This is a genomic window from Bacillus sp. J33, from assembly GCF_000518885.1.
GTDB lineage: Bacteria > Bacillota > Bacilli > Bacillales > Cytobacillaceae > Cytobacillus.
In genome coordinates this window covers 16,635-34,130 of the sequence record NZ_JAEL01000014.1, presented here as the reverse complement: position 1 = coordinate 34,130, position 17,496 = coordinate 16,635, and the positions used below count along the sequence as shown (strand labels likewise).

At 41.1% G+C, this 17,496-nt stretch carries 22 protein-coding genes; 14 read left to right on the top strand and 8 right to left on the bottom strand.

Annotation, left to right across the window (positions count from 1 at the left end; all coding sequences use genetic code 11):
* Nucleotide 1 precedes the first annotated feature (1 nt).
* The 3 genes from L634_RS0106395 to L634_RS0106385 all read right to left on the bottom strand — a co-directional run bounded on the left by L634_RS0106395 (nt 2) and on the right by L634_RS0106385 (nt 1,409).
* Nucleotides 2-190, bottom strand: coding sequence for a YfhD family protein (locus L634_RS0106395; protein WP_026581735.1), 189 nt, complete (start codon nt 188-190; stop codon nt 2-4).
* A 92-nt stretch (nt 191-282) separates the two neighbouring features.
* Nucleotides 283-417, bottom strand: coding sequence for a YfhE family protein (locus L634_RS32530; RefSeq protein WP_084028850.1), 135 nt, complete (start codon nt 415-417; stop codon nt 283-285).
* Nucleotides 418-500: 83 nt separating this feature from the next.
* Entirely contained in the window at nt 501-1,409 is a 909-nt protein-coding gene (locus L634_RS0106385; protein ID WP_026581734.1) for a TIGR01777 family oxidoreductase, read from the bottom strand.
* A gap of 379 nt (nt 1,410-1,788) precedes the next feature.
* On the opposite strand from L634_RS0106385, the gene recX reads away from it, so the two are divergent.
* Nucleotides 1,789-2,595 carry a recombination regulator RecX gene (recX, locus tag L634_RS0106380; RefSeq protein ID WP_026581733.1) on the top strand — a complete coding sequence of 269 codons (807 nt, stop codon included), beginning with the start codon at nt 1,789-1,791 and terminating at the stop codon, nt 2,593-2,595.
* A gap of 24 nt (nt 2,596-2,619) precedes the next feature.
* Here recX and L634_RS0106375 read toward each other — a convergent pair whose 3' ends face one another.
* Nucleotides 2,620-3,297: an SDR family NAD(P)-dependent oxidoreductase gene (locus L634_RS0106375; protein WP_026581732.1), complete on the bottom strand. Its 678-nt coding sequence runs from the start codon at nt 3,295-3,297 to the stop codon at nt 2,620-2,622.
* A gap of 286 nt (nt 3,298-3,583) precedes the next feature.
* On the opposite strand from L634_RS0106375, the gene L634_RS0106370 reads away from it, so the two are divergent.
* Nucleotides 3,584-3,913 carry a YfhH family protein gene (locus L634_RS0106370; protein WP_026581731.1) on the top strand — a complete coding sequence of 110 codons (330 nt, stop codon included), beginning with the start codon at nt 3,584-3,586 and terminating at the stop codon, nt 3,911-3,913.
* A 23-nt stretch (nt 3,914-3,936) separates the two neighbouring features.
* Here the strand turns inward: L634_RS0106370 and L634_RS32525 are convergent, their stop codons facing one another.
* Together L634_RS32525 and L634_RS0106360 are read right to left on the bottom strand one after the other, a co-directional pair.
* Nucleotides 3,937-4,095 carry a YpzG family protein gene (locus L634_RS32525; protein ID WP_084028849.1) on the bottom strand — a complete coding sequence of 53 codons (159 nt, stop codon included), beginning with the start codon at nt 4,093-4,095 and terminating at the stop codon, nt 3,937-3,939.
* Nucleotides 4,096-4,115: 20 nt separating this feature from the next.
* On the bottom strand, nt 4,116-4,286 hold the full coding sequence (locus tag L634_RS0106360) for a small, acid-soluble spore protein K (RefSeq protein ID WP_026581730.1): 171 nt from the start codon (nt 4,284-4,286) through the stop codon (nt 4,116-4,118).
* Between the two features lie 129 nt (nt 4,287-4,415).
* On the opposite strand from L634_RS0106360, the gene L634_RS0106355 reads away from it, so the two are divergent.
* Nucleotides 4,416-4,685 (top strand): YfhJ family protein, encoded by a 270-nt coding sequence (locus L634_RS0106355; RefSeq protein ID WP_026581729.1) that lies wholly within the window; start codon nt 4,416-4,418, stop codon nt 4,683-4,685.
* A gap of 73 nt (nt 4,686-4,758) precedes the next feature.
* Here L634_RS0106355 and L634_RS0106350 read toward each other — a convergent pair whose 3' ends face one another.
* Nucleotides 4,759-5,739 (bottom strand): metal-dependent hydrolase, encoded by a 981-nt coding sequence (locus L634_RS0106350; protein ID WP_026581728.1) that lies wholly within the window; start codon nt 5,737-5,739, stop codon nt 4,759-4,761.
* A gap of 142 nt (nt 5,740-5,881) precedes the next feature.
* On the opposite strand from L634_RS0106350, the gene L634_RS0106345 reads away from it, so the two are divergent.
* Together L634_RS0106345 and mutY are read left to right on the top strand one after the other, a co-directional pair.
* Nucleotides 5,882-6,190, top strand: a complete 309-nt coding sequence (locus tag L634_RS0106345) for a hypothetical protein (protein WP_026581727.1) — start codon at nt 5,882-5,884, stop codon at nt 6,188-6,190.
* Nucleotides 6,191-6,240: 50 nt separating this feature from the next.
* A complete protein-coding gene (mutY, locus tag L634_RS0106340; RefSeq protein ID WP_026581726.1) occupies nt 6,241-7,341 on the top strand; it encodes an A/G-specific adenine glycosylase in 1,101 nt (366 codons plus the stop codon).
* A gap of 158 nt (nt 7,342-7,499) precedes the next feature.
* Here mutY and L634_RS0106335 read toward each other — a convergent pair whose 3' ends face one another.
* The gene (locus L634_RS0106335) at nt 7,500-7,724 is read right to left on the bottom strand and encodes a hypothetical protein (protein WP_026581725.1); all 225 of its coding nucleotides are present in this window, start codon (nt 7,722-7,724) and stop codon (nt 7,500-7,502) included.
* A gap of 180 nt (nt 7,725-7,904) precedes the next feature.
* Here L634_RS0106335 and fabL point away from each other — a divergent pair, with 180 nt between their 5' ends.
* The 9 genes from fabL to L634_RS0106290 all read left to right on the top strand — a co-directional run bounded on the left by fabL (nt 7,905) and on the right by L634_RS0106290 (nt 17,493).
* Nucleotides 7,905-8,654, top strand: a complete 750-nt coding sequence (gene fabL, locus L634_RS0106330) for an enoyl-[acyl-carrier-protein] reductase FabL (protein ID WP_026581724.1) — start codon at nt 7,905-7,907, stop codon at nt 8,652-8,654.
* A gap of 88 nt (nt 8,655-8,742) precedes the next feature.
* Nucleotides 8,743-8,943: a gamma-type small acid-soluble spore protein gene (locus tag L634_RS0106325; RefSeq protein WP_026581723.1), complete on the top strand. Its 201-nt coding sequence runs from the start codon at nt 8,743-8,745 to the stop codon at nt 8,941-8,943.
* A gap of 451 nt (nt 8,944-9,394) precedes the next feature.
* Complete coding sequence (locus L634_RS0106320; protein ID WP_026581722.1) at nt 9,395-9,646, top strand: YgaB family protein; 252 nt, start codon at nt 9,395-9,397, stop codon at nt 9,644-9,646.
* A gap of 294 nt (nt 9,647-9,940) precedes the next feature.
* Complete coding sequence (ntdP, locus tag L634_RS0106315; protein WP_026581721.1) at nt 9,941-10,471, top strand: nucleoside tri-diphosphate phosphatase; 531 nt, start codon at nt 9,941-9,943, stop codon at nt 10,469-10,471.
* Between the two features lie 162 nt (nt 10,472-10,633).
* Entirely contained in the window at nt 10,634-12,382 is a 1,749-nt protein-coding gene (locus L634_RS0106310; protein WP_026581720.1) for an ABC transporter ATP-binding protein, read from the top strand.
* Between the two features lie 336 nt (nt 12,383-12,718).
* Nucleotides 12,719-13,735: an ABC transporter ATP-binding protein gene (locus L634_RS0106305; RefSeq protein ID WP_026581719.1), complete on the top strand. Its 1,017-nt coding sequence runs from the start codon at nt 12,719-12,721 to the stop codon at nt 13,733-13,735.
* Nucleotides 13,710-14,684, top strand: a complete 975-nt coding sequence (locus L634_RS0106300) for an ABC transporter ATP-binding protein (protein WP_026581718.1) — start codon at nt 13,710-13,712, stop codon at nt 14,682-14,684. Before L634_RS0106305 ends, L634_RS0106300 begins: the two co-directional genes overlap by 26 nt.
* A gap of 78 nt (nt 14,685-14,762) precedes the next feature.
* Entirely contained in the window at nt 14,763-16,370 is a 1,608-nt protein-coding gene (locus tag L634_RS0106295) for an ABC transporter substrate-binding protein (protein WP_026581717.1), read from the top strand.
* Between the two features lie 118 nt (nt 16,371-16,488).
* Nucleotides 16,489-17,493 (top strand): ABC transporter permease, encoded by a 1,005-nt coding sequence (locus tag L634_RS0106290; protein ID WP_026581716.1) that lies wholly within the window; start codon nt 16,489-16,491, stop codon nt 17,491-17,493.
* Nucleotides 17,494-17,496: the final 3 nt, after the last annotated feature.

Here is a 17,496-nt window from a genome sequence, read left to right as displayed (position 1 = left end):
CTTAGCGTCTTTGTCTGTTCTTAACCCGCTGGTTGGCTGCATTGGAACGTGCCATTGCCTCGAGATCTTCCTGATCGGCAAGCTCGCGGTTAAACTCTACGTCTATGCCGTCAGATTTCATGTTCTTTGGTACTTGTGGAAGTGATGCTTTATTTTTATCACGAGTTTTTTGTCCATGTGCACGGCCCATTGTTTAAAACCCCTTTCAACAATAAAAGTACGGAAACAAATTGCTTCCGTACTTTTATCATGTACTCTTATTAAGCCGGTCATAGGTGGTAATTAATGTTTTGTCTGCCTTCCGGCAAATCCGCCTGCTTTGTCCGCTCTTTTAAATTCTCTTGAATAGGTTACTTCCTGCATACTGGATAATGTACTTTTGGATTTGTCTTTCTTCTTTTTGTCCACTTGTATCATCCTTTCGAAATAAGGTTCACACTTACCTTATTTTTCCCTAATTTGAAGGAATTGATACTAAGTTTTGAAAAACCCGGAAACCATCAAGAATAGATATCCGTGAGAGCTGTTTTTAAGTCCGTAAACAAAAAATTATACCCGTAAGCTTCCAGCTTCCCAGGGAGTGCTTTTTGTCCCTCTAATACAAGAGCGCTCATTTCTCCCAGAATTATTTTTAAAGCAAATTCTGGTGCTGGAATCCAGTGAGGACGGCTGAGGACTTCGCTAAGTATCTGGCCAAATACTTTCATTTTAACAGGATTCGGGGCAGTGAAATTAACGGGCCCCTCCAAATATTCTTGTTCAATGCAAAAAAGTATTCCCTTTACAACATCTTTTAAATGAATCCAGGAAACCCATTGATTGCCTGATCCGACTGTTCCCCCGGCAAAAAATTTATAAGGCAATGCTATTCGCGGAAGAGCGCCTTCATTTTTATCCAAAATGATTCCAAAACGGCAGAAAACAGTACGGACCTCCCATTCTTCCGCTTTAGATGCTTCCATTTCCCAACACTTTACCGTCTCTGAGAGAAAGTCTGAGCCGCGGCTTTTTGAATCCTCATCAAATGTTTCATTTTCTGATGTCCCATAGTATCCAACTGCACTGGCATTAATTAATGTATAGGGCTTTTCTTCCAGACGGCTAATTATGCGGAGAACCTCCTTAGTTGCCGTTAGCCGGCTGTTTAAGATTCTTTTCTTGCGTTCTGGTGTCCATCTCCCGCTGTTTATGGATTCCCCAGCAAGGTTGATCAAGACGTCAATACCTTCCAGCTCATCTTCTGGAGAATCTTCTTTGTTCAGCCACTGTACATATTGAAGATTTTTGGAATGATGATGTTTATTGGCTGCATTTCTCGTTAAAATAAAAAGTTCATGCCCTTTCTCCAATAAATTCTCTGCCAAGGCGTTTCCAACGAAACCGGAGCCTCCTGCTATGGCTATTCTCATGGAATATTCCCCTTTCAAGTGGCAATACTTTATGAAAAAATAAGTATATATTTCAGAACTTAGATAATTGTCTAGCTACAGCGCCTACCCCCTCGAGGTCACAAGCCAATCCTCCCAGAAAGGTAAAGAACACCTTCCCGTAAGGATCGTCTTGTGCTTGAGGCCCGCAGGACAAGGAAAGCTTCGTCAGCATACTCATCGCACGACCAAAAGCGGGAGCTTTTGGGAGGATGCGGGTCAAGCAGACATTGCAACAGGATGTGGCATCTTTAGTCTGCATTCTGCCTTGGCAAGGCGCTTCCGCTTTTCTGATATTTTACGACGTTTTCTTTCAAAAACCTTTTTTGGATATGTTACATTTAAAAAAGAGGTGGAGAAAATGCCGATAATTACAAAAATCACAGTACAGAAAAAAAATAAAGACCGCTACAATATATATATGGATTTTGGCAAAGGTGAAGAATATGCATTTAGTGTGGATGAAGATGTTTTAATTAAACACCAGCTGAAAAAAGGGCTGGCTCTTGATGAATTCGCCCTAAGTGAAATTGGCTACCACGACGATATACGGAAAGCTTATAATACAGCTATTCAGTATTTATCCAGAAGAATGCGTTCAGAAACCGAAGTCCGCAAACATTTAGCTGAAAAAGAAATTGATGAACCTGTCATACAGGAAGTTATTCATAAATTATATGAGTATCAATTTCTACATGATGAAGAATTTGCAAGAGCTTTCGTGCGTACTCAAATGAATACATCAGATAAAGGAAGCGGATTAATCCGCAGTGAACTTAAGGAAAAGGGGATTTCCCCCCATTTAATTGATAAAGCAATTGAGGAGTATCCAAGGGAAGCTGAACTGGATACAGCCATAAAACTATGTGAAAAACAGGCTCAAAAACTTACCCGTGAATCTTCGAAGATACTTAAGCAAAAACTGGAACAAATGCTGCTGCGTAAAGGTTTTAATTTTGAAATTATTCAAGAAGCCATTTCGCAAACAGAGATCGAAAAAGAAGAAGATGAAGAATTGGCGGCCTTAAAGTTCCAGGCGGAAAAAGCCAAACGAAAATACGCTAAACTTCCTGACTTTGAATATAAGCAAAAAATGAAACAAAACCTCTTCAGGAAAGGCTTTTCCTTTGATTTAATTGAGCAATACTTAAAGGATGATGATATATAAATAACACATGGCTAAAACCATGTGTTACTTTCTTTTTGATTCGATTACAATTGGCTCTTCATCCATGCTGTGCAATATGATCTCTGCTACTTCTTTCGGAGAGCGGAGCCTTGATTTGTCCTTAATGTGGTCGCTTTCATCCCAGAAAGGTGTATCCATGCCTCCCATATATACCGCCTTGACAATAATGTTGGTGTCTTCAAGCTCTTTCTGAAGACTCTCAGTAAATCCTCTTACAGCAAATTTGCTTGCAGCATAAACAGATTCATTTACTTTTCCTTTTAATCCAGCAGTAGAAATAATATTCATAAGGAAGCCCTCGTTTTTTTCTTTTAAATAGGGCAGCACAGCCTGCGTCATATAAATTGGGCCTAACACATTAGTATCCAGCATCTCGCTTATTTCATGCTGCTCCAGTTTTTCCACTGGGCCAAAATGTCCAATACCTGCGTTATTGATTAAGCCAAAAAGAGGATGGATTCGGCCTGCTTCTTTTATAAATTGGCGGACTTCTTCATTCTTTGCAACATTAACAGAAAAAGATTGAGCACTTCCTCCGGTTTCTTTGATTTCCCTTTCCACACTCTTTAGTTTGGCAAGTGTACGCCCCGTTAAAATAATATGGAAGCCCTGCCTAGCGTACAATAAGGCAAGCTCCTTTCCTAAACCGGATCCTGCACCGGTGATTATGAGGGATTTCACATGTATCTCTCCTTTATAAGAACAATAAATACAATTGTAGCACGAGGAGGCTCGCATCGCTCCCCGCGGAAAGCAAGTGTGTCCCGTGGTGGATCAACGGGCATGATTCATAAACTAAAACAGCAATTTATGAACTATAAGAGACTTATTTACTCAAAGGCAAGTCTTTTCTAACCAAGACTTTTCCCATATACTTAACTATGGAGAATAACTTAATAAAATACTTCTAAAATTAGATTGGCCAAAACATAGATCAAGTATCTACAGAAAGTATGAGGGGTCCTAAATGCAGGAAAAAAGATATAGCACAATGACTACATATGAGCTTCAGCAGGAGATCGCCGCTCTAAATGAAAAAGCCAGGAAGGCAGAGCAGATGGGTATGGTAAATGAGTTTGCTGTGCTGGAGCGTAAAGTAATTATGGCGAAATCATATCTGCTCAATCCTGATGATTTTAAACCAGGCGAAATTTATCAAATTGAGGGTGATCCAGGCGCGTACTTTAAAATTGAATATATGAATGGGATTTTTGCCTGGGGTTTTCGTTTGAATGGCAGCAAGGGAGAAGAGGCTTTGCCGATTTCCATGCTTAAAAAACTGGAAGAAAGAGGATGAATGAACATCCTCTTTTAATTCAATCAGGATCTCTTTCTGGTTTGTGCTTCTAAAATGATGAGGTCTTGAGTTTGCTGGGTTTCTCCATTTACTTGTGAATGGGCTTTTTTTGGCCGGAAGTTCGGTGAAGTAAATGGACTGGAATACGGATTGTCACCAAAAAATTTTTTGCTGTTTCCCATAATCAAGCCTCCTCGAAATTTTAAAATTCAGGTGTATCATTTTCGCGGTTTGATGAAGCTCTCATCCGTTCCTGAGGGTGTGTATTAATGGTGCCATCAGCCCGGCGTGAAGCGTACTCAGCTTTAGCCCTGGGCTCACCCTCCAGTTTATTGTTATTTTGATTTGGGAAATTTCTTGCTTTATTGCGCATAATAAGCAGCCTCCTAAACCGGAATAAGAGTGTGACCAGCATAAGCCAATCACGTAATACTATTATTTGTTTTTTTTCGAAGGCTATGAAAGATACAGGACATTAATAAATGGTAAAGAGGTGATATTTATGAACGAGTACCAGCAAAAGCTTTATGAGCTATTATTGAAAAAAAATGACAGGCTGTCAGCTGGACAGGCCCAAACATGGATTGAACTTCTCTGGGAGGACTTTGAAGCAACTTATGCCAAGGCGGGCAGAGAGTATAAAGGGAGTGAAATGACTGAGCGGATTGTAAGGCAATGGGTAGAAAATTACGGAAGCAGACTCCATGAGTTTGTGGCAAACAATCCTAAATATAAGCACTTGCTTGAACAGGATAAAAACAAACTTAATTAAAAGCAGGCTGCCTTTTTTGGAGGCAGCCTGTTTAGTTTAATTTTAACTCGCAGACCTTCGAATTATAGTCTGATTAACCTGGAACGATATCCAATTTTTTTCGCAGCTTTTCTTCGCTGAATATCCATCCTGTATAAGAAGATTGGATTGTTAAATCCCGGTTAAGCTGTACAACAGCTACAAATGGATAATGTCCATTGCTCCTATAGCGAAGGTCTATAAAACGGACTTCGTAATAATCATCATATTCATCCACTTCCCATCGGTAAACCGGTGAAAAGGATAAAAAGGCGGATAGGTTCTTATCTTTCTTTGCAGCTTCAAGCACAGGAGTTTCCGGAACAGGAACTCGGTTAAATTGATCCAGTATCCGTATATGATTTTTAACAGCGCGCCCAACAAAAAACTGCTGCTTGCTCATAACTGCCACACGCCAATGGCTGTATCTCATTGTTGGAGCGATAATGATTTCGGTTGCGTCTGGGATCATTGCCTTTACAGCGTTTAAGACCCTTCTTTGGGCTGCAAAACGAAGCAGATAGTACACGACAATGATTCCGTAGATGACTAAAAATGTATAACCTGGATGAGCGCCGAATGCCCAGATAAATAATCCCACAACATGGATCCCAAAAATAAATGGGTCAAAAGTGTTGATGACGCCCAATGCGATCCATTTCGACGAAAAAGGCCGCAGTGCTTGTGTCCCATATGCGTTAAATATGTCGACAAAAACATGCAGGAAAACGGCCAAAAATGTCCAAATCCAAAGATGAAACAAGTTTGCTTCCGGAAACAAAGGATAAATAACCGCCAATATTGCCAGCGGCCAGAGAAGCACAGCTGGAATGGAATGGGTAATTCCCCTGTGATTGCGTATATAAACGGCATTATTCTTTAGCTTTAACACAGTATCTATATCAGGTATTTGCGAGCCGACGATCGCTCCAATCATTACACTGGTTGCCGTAGCCGAACTTTGTGCAACACCCGGATCAAGAGTGGCAATGCCGCCAATAGCCAATCCCATTACTACATGTGTACCGGTATCCAAGAGGAAAGTACCTCCTTCCTTGGGAAATGGTTCTTTTAGTGAATAGCTTAATTAGCAGCGGGCAACCGCTTTTCTTAAGTGTATCAACAAATTTCTTGTAATAACAGCTAAATATGGGTACCTTTAAAGGAGTTGCTTTATAATGAAACCAAAAGTTCAAATGATTGTGCAGTATGAAGTAAAAGACTCTTTGTTTTCACAGTATCAGGCCGTAATGTCCAAGGTGATTGAAATGCTGCCTTCTTATGATGCGGCCGAAATTGATGTTTCTCATTATGATGCGGATTCTTATAAGATTATCGAATCGTTTCTTGTTCCAACAGAGTCTCATTATTTTGCGCTGAAAAAGCTTCGAAAATCCAAAAAGCACAATGTGTTTGGCAGCCTGGATCCATTTTTATCCGGCGGATTGGCCCAAATGGATTGCTGGGCTTTAAAGAAGCAACTGTAATAATATATTCCCATATTTCCGATTGTTTAACATCAGGAGGAGCAAAAATATTGAAAGAAGTAAGTCATAATACTATTGATTCAATTGATATAAAAGGGTTTCAAGATGATCTTCTCAGCTGGTTTGAAGCCGAGCAAAGGGAACTGCCCTGGAGAAAAGATAAGGATCCTTATAAAATTTGGGTTTCGGAAATTATGCTTCAGCAAACCCGGGTAGACACTGTTATACCTTATTTCCACCGCTTTATTGAACAGTTTCCGACAATCAAAGATCTTTCTGAAGCAGATGAAGAAAGGGTATTAAAGGCCTGGGAAGGTTTAGGCTATTATTCCAGGGCAAGAAACCTTCAGTCAGCTGTCCGGGAGGTCCATGAAAAATATGGCGGAAAAGTTCCCGATAATCCCAAAGAGATTTCAGCATTAAAAGGAGTTGGCCCATATACGGCAGGAGCAATATTAAGCATTGCCTATGGCATCCCGGAACCAGCTGTAGATGGGAATGTGATGCGTGTCCTTTCCCGAATCCTTTCCATCTGGGAAGATATCGCCAAGCCATCTTCAAGAAAAACTTTTGAAGCTGCAGTCCGAAAATTGATTTCACACGAGAATCCATCTTATTTCAATCAGGGGCTAATGGAGCTTGGTGCCTTAATTTGTACACCGGCCTCACCTTCCTGCTTATTATGTCCTGTCAGGGAACATTGTACTGCTTTTTATGAAGGGACACAGCAAGAACTTCCTGTAAAAACAAGAACAAAGAAACAGCGCAATGTGCAATTGGCAGCAGCTGTTCTTGAAGATGATCAAGGACGAATTCTGATTCATAAAAGGCCGGCAAAAGGACTCCTTGCAAACTTGTGGGAATTTCCGATGATGGAAATCAACCTTGCTTATGTAAGTGAAAAAGAGCATATGAAGAATGCGTTAAACACGCAACATGGTGCAGAAATCGAGATTGATGGAATGACAGGGCAGATTGAGCATGTTTTTTCCCATTTAACCTGGAACATAAATGTTTACAAAGGGAGAATTAAATCCTTGAAAAAAGAAGAAACAGATTTAAAATTGGTTAGCATTGATGAAATGAAAGAATATCCATTTCCGGTTTCCCACCAAAAAATGTTCAAGCAATTTTTGGATAGCAAAAAATAAAAAGGGGCATGCCCTTTAGGGATAGGAAGTATGATTTTGATTAGCTGCGGCAGCCTTCTAGCCTCTTCGTCATTACTAGTAAGACGAAGAGGCCAGAACATGTATACTGATCGGGTTAATAAGTAAAAACAGGGATCTATGAGAAAAGAGCCTTTAGTTTAATCGTAGTTTACACGACTTCCGTGTGTATAGTCAGCTTCCTGTCTCTTTAAACCGCCGCGGCTTTCAATTTCTTCAACGATTTCCCTGTGGATGGTTTGTCCCTCGGCATTTAAATACGGCATAATTTGTTGAAAAGAATGGTGGTAAAAAGCAAGTTCGCTGTCCTCCCACTCTGTTTTGGGCATCATGGAAAGTTCAGTCATGTCACGGCCAATATACATATGTAATCTTCCTTTCATCACAATTTAATTACATATAGTGTTTTAATCCAAATTGCCATCTATACATGGAAAAAGCTAAAATGAAAAGCATACACGGGGATTTTATTTCTGAATTCCCGGGATTTCTTTACTTAAACTGTTTAGGAAAATAAGAATACATATTTAGAAAGGAAATGAATCATGACACAAAAAGTAGCACTCATTACTGGAAGCAGCAGAGGAATTGGAAAAGCCACGGCAATCAGGCTAGCAAAGAAAGGTTATGACATTGTCATCAATTATGCACGCAGCAAGTCGGCTGCCAATGAGACAGCAGCAGAAATTGAGGCACTCGGCAGAAAGGTGCTGGTAGTAAAAGCAAATGTTGGTGATGTAGAAAAAATTAAAGGGCTTTTCCAGGAAATTGACCGTGAATTTGGAAGGCTTGACGTATTTGTAAATAATGCGGCTTCTGGTGTACTGCGCCCCGCAATGGAACTGGAAGAATCACACTGGGATTGGACCATGAATATTAACAGTAAGGCCTTGCTGTTCTGTGCACAGGAGGCTGCAAAGCTAATGGAGAAAAATGGCGGCGGGAAAATTGTTAGCATTAGCTCCTTGGGCTCTATCCGCTACTTGGAAAATTACACGACAGTCGGTGTTTCTAAAGCCGCTTTAGAAGCACTTACACGCTATTTAGCAGTAGAATTGGCAGATAAAAATATTGTGGTAAATGCTGTATCGGGCGGCGCTGTCGATACAGAGGCATTAAAGCATTTTCCTAATCGTGCTGAGCTTTTGGAAGAAGCAAAAACTAAGACCCCTGCAGGGCGCATGGTAGAAATTGAAGATATGGTAAATACGGTGATGTTTTTAATTGGCGAAGAATCAAGTATGATCCGCGGGCAAACTATTATTGTGGACGGCGGGATTTCGCTTCTTGTGTAGAATAAAAATTGGATATTTCTGGTTTTTAAAAAAGATAGGATAGATTCCTCCTCGCCGGGTTAAATTAATGAGCGTGGAGGTGATTACAATGGCTAAACAACCAAACCAAACTCAAGCTGGAACTAACGTTCAAGAAGTAAGACAACAAAACGCTCAATCTGCAGGTCAAGCTGGACAAGGCCAATTCGGTACTGAATTTGCCAGCGAAACGAATGCTGCTGAAGTAAGACAGCAAAACCAGCAAGCAGAAGCTCGCAAAGGCCAAAACGCTGGCCGTCAAAGCCGCTAATAACATAGCAGCATACTTATAAAAAAGAAACCGCCTTTCATCGGTAAGGGCGGTTTCTTTTTATTGGTCAAATCTTTTTAAAATGATGTTTTCGTAAAGTTTGTTCCTTTTGGGCGGCTAATTATGTTAAACCTGCTGAGTTGAGGGCAATTGACTCCAGCGGGAGAAACGTGTCAGAGGGAGACCCCGCAGGTGCGAATGCACCGAAGAGCGTCGGACCGCCCGCAGGTTCACTGAGTACCTCTTGCTGAAATCAACAGGCAAATTTAACAGAGCCTATTTAAAATAACGCTTTTCTTAAGTTGGTATGGAAAATTAAAATGTTGGCAGGTCAAAATAAAAGTAGGAATCGACAAAACTTCCATAAAGTCAACAGAAGTAGTCAAAGGGTTGAAAGAAGGGGCAGCGAATTATACATACTAGGAAATTTAAATAGGACGGTGAAACGATCATGAAAAACTTTAACATTTTGGTGTCAGAGCAAATGAAAACGATGGAAAAACTTCTTTATCTGCAAAGTGAATTAGAACGCTGCCAGGAAATTGAGGAGGAACTAAAGGCTATCCAGCAGGAAACGGAACTGGAAAGTGTCCAGTATGAAATTGCAAGGATGAAGGCTGAATTGAAAGAGATCCACCGTGTATTTGAGGAGCAGACTGAAGAGGTTATTCGCTCTTATCAGGAAGTAAATGTGACCGTATAATAATGATCTAAAATAATCTGATTAAGTAATAATACCGTCTATAAATTCAGCTCTTATATCCCTTTTTGGCAGCCGTTGATACATTTCAATGGCTCTTTTGTTTTAAAATTTTCCTTTTACCGTTATAATAGTAGAAAACAGGAATCGTACTTTGTTGCCTTTTTGCCTATGAATAGTGATTAAAGCATGCTGTAAGGCCAGAACTTCAGCATCATGGAGAGAGCGCTTATATTAGGCGCCGGAAAAATTTTTACAGGTTGCAAAGCTTCCGGAATAGGAAAGTAGGGGAAAAAAATGGCGGTACCCATAGAAGGCGAACCAATGCAAATTCACAGCTATAAACATAATGGGCATATCCACCGCGTCTGGGAGGAAACAACCGTATTAAAAGGGACACAAAACTTAGTGATTGGCGGTAATGACCGAACGATTGTAACAGAATCTGATGGAAGAACGTGGGTTACAAGAGAGCCGGCCATTTGCTATTTTCATTCTCAGCACTGGTTTAATGTGATTGGAATGATTCGGGAAGATGGAGTATATTATTACTGCAATATTAGCTCCCCATTTATTTTTGACGGAGAAGCGTTAAAGTATATTGATTATGATCTGGATATTAAAGTATTTCCGGATATGACATTTAATTTGCTGGATGAAGATGAATATGAACGGCACCGTCAGGAAATGAATTATCCCGATGTTATTGATAGCATACTAAAATCCAATGTGGATAATCTTATCCATTGGATTCGCCAGAGAAAAGGCCCTTTTGCACCGGATTTTATTGATATATGGTATGAACGTTATTTAACTTACAGACGCTAAAAGTGCCAAATAACGCCTGTTGGACCTTGAGTCAACAGGTTTTTATTTTTGACTTTATCTCTGTATGTTTGTTTTTGCTCGGGGTAATTTTAAGAAAATAACTGGCTGTTAAGGCAGCGAAAATAGTATTGCTGCTTTTCATAGAGAGGGGGAGCGAGACGGTTGGACAGTATAAAAAGATATCTAAAATTCGTAAAGCCGTATCGGCTTCAGATTATCGGAACGATTTTAATCGGCATCATTAAGTTTGCCATACCGCTATTGATTCCGCTGCTCATCAAGTATGTCATTGATGATATTATCGGCAATGAGGCTTTAAGCCAAAGCGACAAAACGAATACACTCTTAATGGTTATGGGGATAATGATTGCATTATTTGTGATTGCACGCCCGCCTATAGAGTATTACCGTCAGTATTTCGCGCAGTGGGTGGCAAGCAAAATTCTGTACGATATCCGCGACAAACTTTTTACCCATATACAAAAATTAAGTTTCAAGTTTTATGCAAATACGCGTACAGGTGAAGTGATCTCCAGGGTCATTAATGATGTGGAACAGACTAAAACCTTTGTTGTAACTGGGCTGATGAACCTCTGGCTTGATGTGGCGACTATTTTGATTGCTGTTGTCATCATGCTCAATATGGATGTGACTTTGACAATTGTGTCTCTGCTTTTATTTCCTTTTTACGCTTTTTCAGTCAAGTATTTCTTCGGGAATCTCAGAAAGCTGACAAGAGCCCGCTCACAGGCTCTGGCGGAGGTTCAGGGATATTTGCATGAACGGGTTCAAGGGATGGCCGTAGTAAAAAGCTTTGCCATTGAAGATTACGAGCAAACTCAATTTGATGCGCAAAACAGAAATTTTCTGACAAAAGCGATTGACCATACAAAATGGAATGCAAAGGCATTTGCGGTGGTTAACACGATTACGGATATTTCGCCACTTTTGGTTATTGGCTATTCGGGCTACCAGGTAATCCAGGGAAATATTTCTCTCGGTGTGATGATGGCGTTTGTAGCATATATTGACAGGCTGTATAGCCCGCTTAGAAGGCTTGTAAACTCATCAACAACTCTAACACAATCAATAGCCTCAATGGACCGCGTATTTGAGTTAATTGATGAAGAGTACGATATCGATGACTTGCCTGATGCCATTGAATGCAAGAATGTTAAAGGGCATATCCAATTTGAAAACGTGAGCTTTTCATACAATGAAAAAGAGGCAGCTGTATTAAAGGACATAACACTCGATGTAAAAGAGGGAGAAACGATTGCACTTGTCGGGATGAGCGGGGGAGGAAAGTCTTCATTGGTCGGCTTGATTCCGCGTTTCTATGATGTAAATGAAGGAAGAATTCTCCTTGATGGCACGGATATCCGTTCTCTTAAAGTAAGAAGCCTCCGCGATAAAATTGGTATGGTGCTTCAGGATAATATTTTGTTCAGTGAATCCGTAAAAACCAATATTCTTCTTGGCAAGCCGGATGCAACAGATGAGGAAGTAGTCGAAGCAGCCAAGGCTGCAAATGCACATGAGTTTATTATGAGCTTGCATGAAGCTTATGAAACAAAGGTTGGCGAGCGGGGCGTTAAGCTATCAGGAGGCCAGAAACAGCGGATTGCCATTGCGAGAATCTTTTTAAAAAATCCGCCTATCCTTGTTCTGGATGAGGCAACTTCGGCCCTGGATCTTGAAAGTGAGCATCTGATTCAGGAAGCACTGGAAAAATTGGCTAAAGACCGCACGACGTTTATTGTGGCACATCGTCTTTCTACAATCACCCACGCCGACCGAATCATTTTAATAGAACATGGAGAAATTTCTGAAGCAGGAAGCCATGAAGAGTTAATGGAAAAACAGGGAAGTTATTATAAGCTATTTCAAGTTCAGCAGCTTGAACATTAGGTCTAAAGCCGGCTCTTTAAAGTGCAGGCTTTTTTTGCGCTTTTCCATGGCAGTGCGTTAAATTACTATAGCTTAACAATGTTTTAATAGTAAGAAACTGTCATTAACGTATAACTTTTTCATACATATTAGTAGAAAACAAATATTTGTATAGGGAGAAAGGCATAGAATACCGTCTAAAAAAATACAATGTTTACTATATTTAAATAATTTAGAAAAATAAGTAGACTTCGACAATCTTTTTTTATAGAATGAAAAACAGATAGTGACCTAAAGTCCAAATTGTTAAAAATGTCCCATTTCATAGAAACGGACGATTAAGAAAGGAGTATCCGTGTGACTCAAGCTCCAGTTTTAGATGTAAAGCAGCTAAGGACTTCCTTTTTCTCTTCGGATGGAGAAGTACCTGCCGTGGACGGTATTAGCTTCTCGGTTAAGAAAGGCGAGATTCTTGGGATTGTTGGAGAGTCCGGCTGCGGGAAGAGTGTTACATCTCTTTCCATTATGAAGCTGATTCCGCAGCCTCCAGGAAAAATTGTTGGCGGCGAAATTCTTTTGGACGGAGAAAATTTAGTTAATGCATCAGAAAAAAGAATGCGTGAAATTAGAGGCAATGAAGTGGCAATGATTTTCCAGGAGCCGATGACTTCATTAAATCCGTTGTTTACGATTGGTGATCAGCTGATAGAAGGCATTAAAATACATAAAAAAGTGAGCAAAAAGGCCGCATTCAAGCAGGCAGTTGAAATGTTGAAACTAGTCGGCTTGCCTAGAGCAGAACAGATTATGAGGGAATATCCCCATCAGCTTTCTGGCGGTATGAGGCAAAGGGTGATGATTGGGATGGCATTGTCCTGCCATCCTAGAGTATTGATTGCTGATGAGCCTACAACGGCTTTAGATGTGACGATACAGGCTCAGATTCTATCCCTGATGAAGGATCTAAATGAAAAATTGGATACAGCCATCATCATGATCACTCACGATTTAGGCGTTGTCGCAGAAGTCTGTGAACGAGTAATTGTCATGTATGCAGGAAAAATCGTCGAAGAAGCGCCGGTAGAAGAGATATTTAAAAATCCAAAGCATCCTTATACACAAGGCCTTCTTCAATCTGTACCAGATGTAAGGGAAAAGAAGGAACGTTTATATTCCATTCCCGGAAACGTTCCCAAACCGGGTTCCATCAAGACAGGCTGCCGTTTTGCAGCGCGCTGCGAATTCGTCCACGACCGCTGCCTGGCTGAAAGCCCTGCGCTTTACAATGTCGAAGAGGCAGAGCAGCACACTGTACGCTGTTTCCTGCATGAGTCAGGAGGTGTAGTGAATGACCGAAGTGCTGTTGGAAGTTAATCAATTAAAAAAATATTTTCCGGTAACAGGCGGTCTTTTTGGAAGAAAAAAAGGCGATGTTAAAGCAGTTGATGATATCAGTTTCTTTGTTAATAAAGGAGAAACACTGGGGCTGGTCGGTGAATCAGGGTGCGGCAAATCCACAACAGGCAGAATGCTGATGCGTCTGATTGAACCAACCGATGGAAAAGTGGTTTTTGAGGGCAAAGACCTGACAACCTTAAGCTCTGGGGAAATGCGCAAAATGAGAAAAGAAATGCAGATGGTATTCCAGGATCCATTTGCTTCGTTAAATCCCCGCCATACGGTTGAACAGATATTGGAGGAGCCGCTAATCGTCCATGGCATTGGCAATAAAGAGGAACGCAAAAAGCGTGTTAAGGAAATGCTTGAGGTGGTTGGCCTCAGCAGCTACCATGCAAAAAGATACCCGCATCAATTCAGCGGCGGCCAAAGGCAAAGAATTGGAATTGCAAGAGCGCTTATGACAAAGCCTAAGCTGATTATTGCCGATGAGCCAGTTTCGGCTCTGGATGTATCCATACAATCACAGGTGCTGAACCTGCTTGAAGATCTGCAAAAGGAGTTTCAGCTAACTTATATATTCATTGCCCACGATCTCGGGGTAGTTAAGCATATCAGTGATAGAGTTGGAGTTATGTATCTTGGAAGACTTGTAGAAATTACAACAGCTGATCAGCTCTATGACAAACCGCTGCATCCGTATACAAAAGCATTGCTTGGTGCTGTTCCGGTCCCTGATCCAACCTTAAAGAAGGACAGGGAGCTATTAACAGGGGACATCCCAAGCCCGCAAAATCCGCCAGCTGGATGTGCGTTCCATACGAGATGCCAGGATTGCATGGATATTTGTAAAACAGAGAGGCCTCAGCTTGAGGAAATTGAACCAGGTCACTTTGCAGCCTGCCATTTATACAGTTCTCGCTAAGCTGGAAAAACCGGCAGCCCTGCATGGATGATAAATATGTAAAATGCCTAACAGGCAAAAGAAAAAAGGGGGAAAACAATGAAAAAGCGCAATGGTATTTGGTTCCTGATTATTGCTTTGCTTCTGTCACTGGCGCTTGCCGGCTGCAGCAGCAACTCAAGCAGCGGAACGAAGGAAGAAGATAACGAGAAAGGCAAAGATACAGAAGAAACCTCTTCAGGCGGTACACTAGTGTTTGGCCGCGGCGGTGACTCCACTTCACTTGATCCGGCTATCACAACAGAAGGCGAATCTTTTAAAGTTACAAAAAATATCTATGAAACACTAATCGAATTCGGTGAGCAGGATACAGAAATTCAGCCTGGGCTTGCTACTGAATGGGAAACAAGCGAAGATGGACTGAAGCATACGCTTAAGCTTCGCGAAGGCGTTAAATTCCATGACGGCACTGACTTCAATGCTGAAGCAGTTGTCTTCAACTTTGAAAGATGGAAAGCTGGCAGCGCTGAGCAGTTCTATTACTATAACTCTCAATTCGGAGATAAAATTTCTGAAGTCAAAGCACTTGATGATTACACAGTAGAATTTATTTTAAACAAGCCTATTGCTCCATTCCTAAAGAACTTGGCTATGTCGCCATTTGGAATTGCCAGCCCGGCTGCAATTGAGAAGCATGGTGAAAAATTCATTCATAACCCAGTTGGTACAGGCCCATTTGTATTTAAAGAATACAAAGCCAACGACCGCATTACACTTGTGAAGAATGAAGATTACTGGCAAGAAGGACTTCCTAAGCTTGACCAAGTTATCTTCCGTGTTATTCCTGAAAATTCTGCCCGTCTGAATGCATTAGCTACTGGCGAGGTAGACTTGATTGATGGCGTTAACTTCAGTGATGTAGGCCAGATCGAAGGAAATCCGGATCTACAAGTATTTGAACGTCCAACATTAAACGTTGCTTATCTTGGACTGACTAGCACTCGCGGACCATTAAAAGATAAAAAAGTCCGCCAGGCACTAAACCATGCTGTTGATAAGCAAGCATTAATTGATGCATTCTATGCGGGTGCAGCGGATCCAGCGAAAAATCCAATGCCGCCGGTTGTAGCAGGGTATAACGATGAAGTCGAAGATTATGAATACAACCCAGAAAAGGCTAAAGAACTTCTAAAAGAAGCTGGATATGAAAATGGATTTGAGATGGAACTATGGGCAATGCCTGTTCCAAGACCATACATGCCAGATGGACAAAAAGTGGCTGAAGCACTTCAAGCCAATTTTGATGCAATCGGCGTAAAAGCAAAAATCGTTTCTTATGAGTGGGGTACTTACCTGGATAAAGCCAAAAATGGTGAAGCTGATACATTCTTATTAGGATGGACTGGCGACAATGGTGATGCTGATAACTTCCTATATGTGCTTCTGGATGAAGACAGCATCGGCTCCAATAACTATTCTTACTACAAAAACCCTGAAGTGCATGAATTGCTTGTAAAGGCTCAAGCAAGTGCAGATCAGGCAGAACGTGAAGAGCTTTACAAACAAGCTCAGGTAATAATCAAAGAAGATGCTCCATGGATTCCGCTTGTTCACTCAAGACCAATCCTTGCAGGTAAAGCAGATATCACAGGCTTCAAGCCGCATCCAACGGGATCTGATTTACTGGCAACTGTAGAATTTAAATAAGATGCTTTTCGGGTGAGATAAGTATACTTCTTATATCAAGGGAAAGGGAGTACAGTTTTGTAGCTCCCTTTTCTATTCCAAAATATTTTAGACAACCTTCAAGAGAGGTGAGATTTCAGTGCTGTCCTACACACTTAAACGACTGTTTTCGCTTATTCCGGTTTTACTGGGGCTTTCCCTTATCGTCTTTTTTATGATTAGGGCAATACCTGGTGATCCAGCACAGATCATTTTGGGACAACTAGCAACAAAAGAGGCTGTAGAGGAATTAACGAAGCAGCTGGGGCTTGATCAGCCTTGGTACCTTCAATATTTTACATATCTTGGCGGGCTTTTGACCGGTGATCTTGGTGAATCTATTCGGACAAAATCCGAAATTAGCCAGGAAATTTGGCCATATTTGGCTGCAACCATTGAACTTACTTTAGTTGCTATGTTAATTGCTGTTTTTATAGGTGTAAATGCAGGCATCATCAGTGCCTGGTACCAGAACTCCTGGTTTGACTATGTTGCGATGGTTTTGGCGCTTATTGGCGTTTCCATGCCAATTTTCTGGCTTGGATTAATGGAGCAGTGGGCATTTGCCATTAAGCTTGATTGGCTGCCAACATCGGGGAGGGAGGAAGTTAGAAATCCGATTACAGCCATTACACACATCTATATGATCGATACCTTGCTGCAGGGAAGGATGGACCAATTCTGGGATGTTGTTAGGCACTTAATTCTGCCTGCATTTGCATTAGCGACCATACCAATGGCGATTATCGCAAGAATTACCCGTTCTACCATGCTTGAAGTAATGAGATCTGATTTTATTAGAACAGCAAGAGCAAAAGGTTTAAGAATGTTTTGGGTAGTTTATAAGCACTCATTAAAAAATGCGATTATTCCAGTTCTTACGATTATCGGCCTTCAAATGGGCTTATTGCTCGGAGGGGCGATATTGACAGAAACCATTTTCAGCTGGCCGGGAATTGGGCGCTATATTTATGAGGCTATTAACTATCGTGATTATCCAGTTATTCAATCAGGCATACTAGTGATTGCCTTTATCTTTGTCATGATCAACCTAGTGGTGGACTTGCTGTATGCAGCAATAGATCCGCGGATTAAATATAATTAGAGA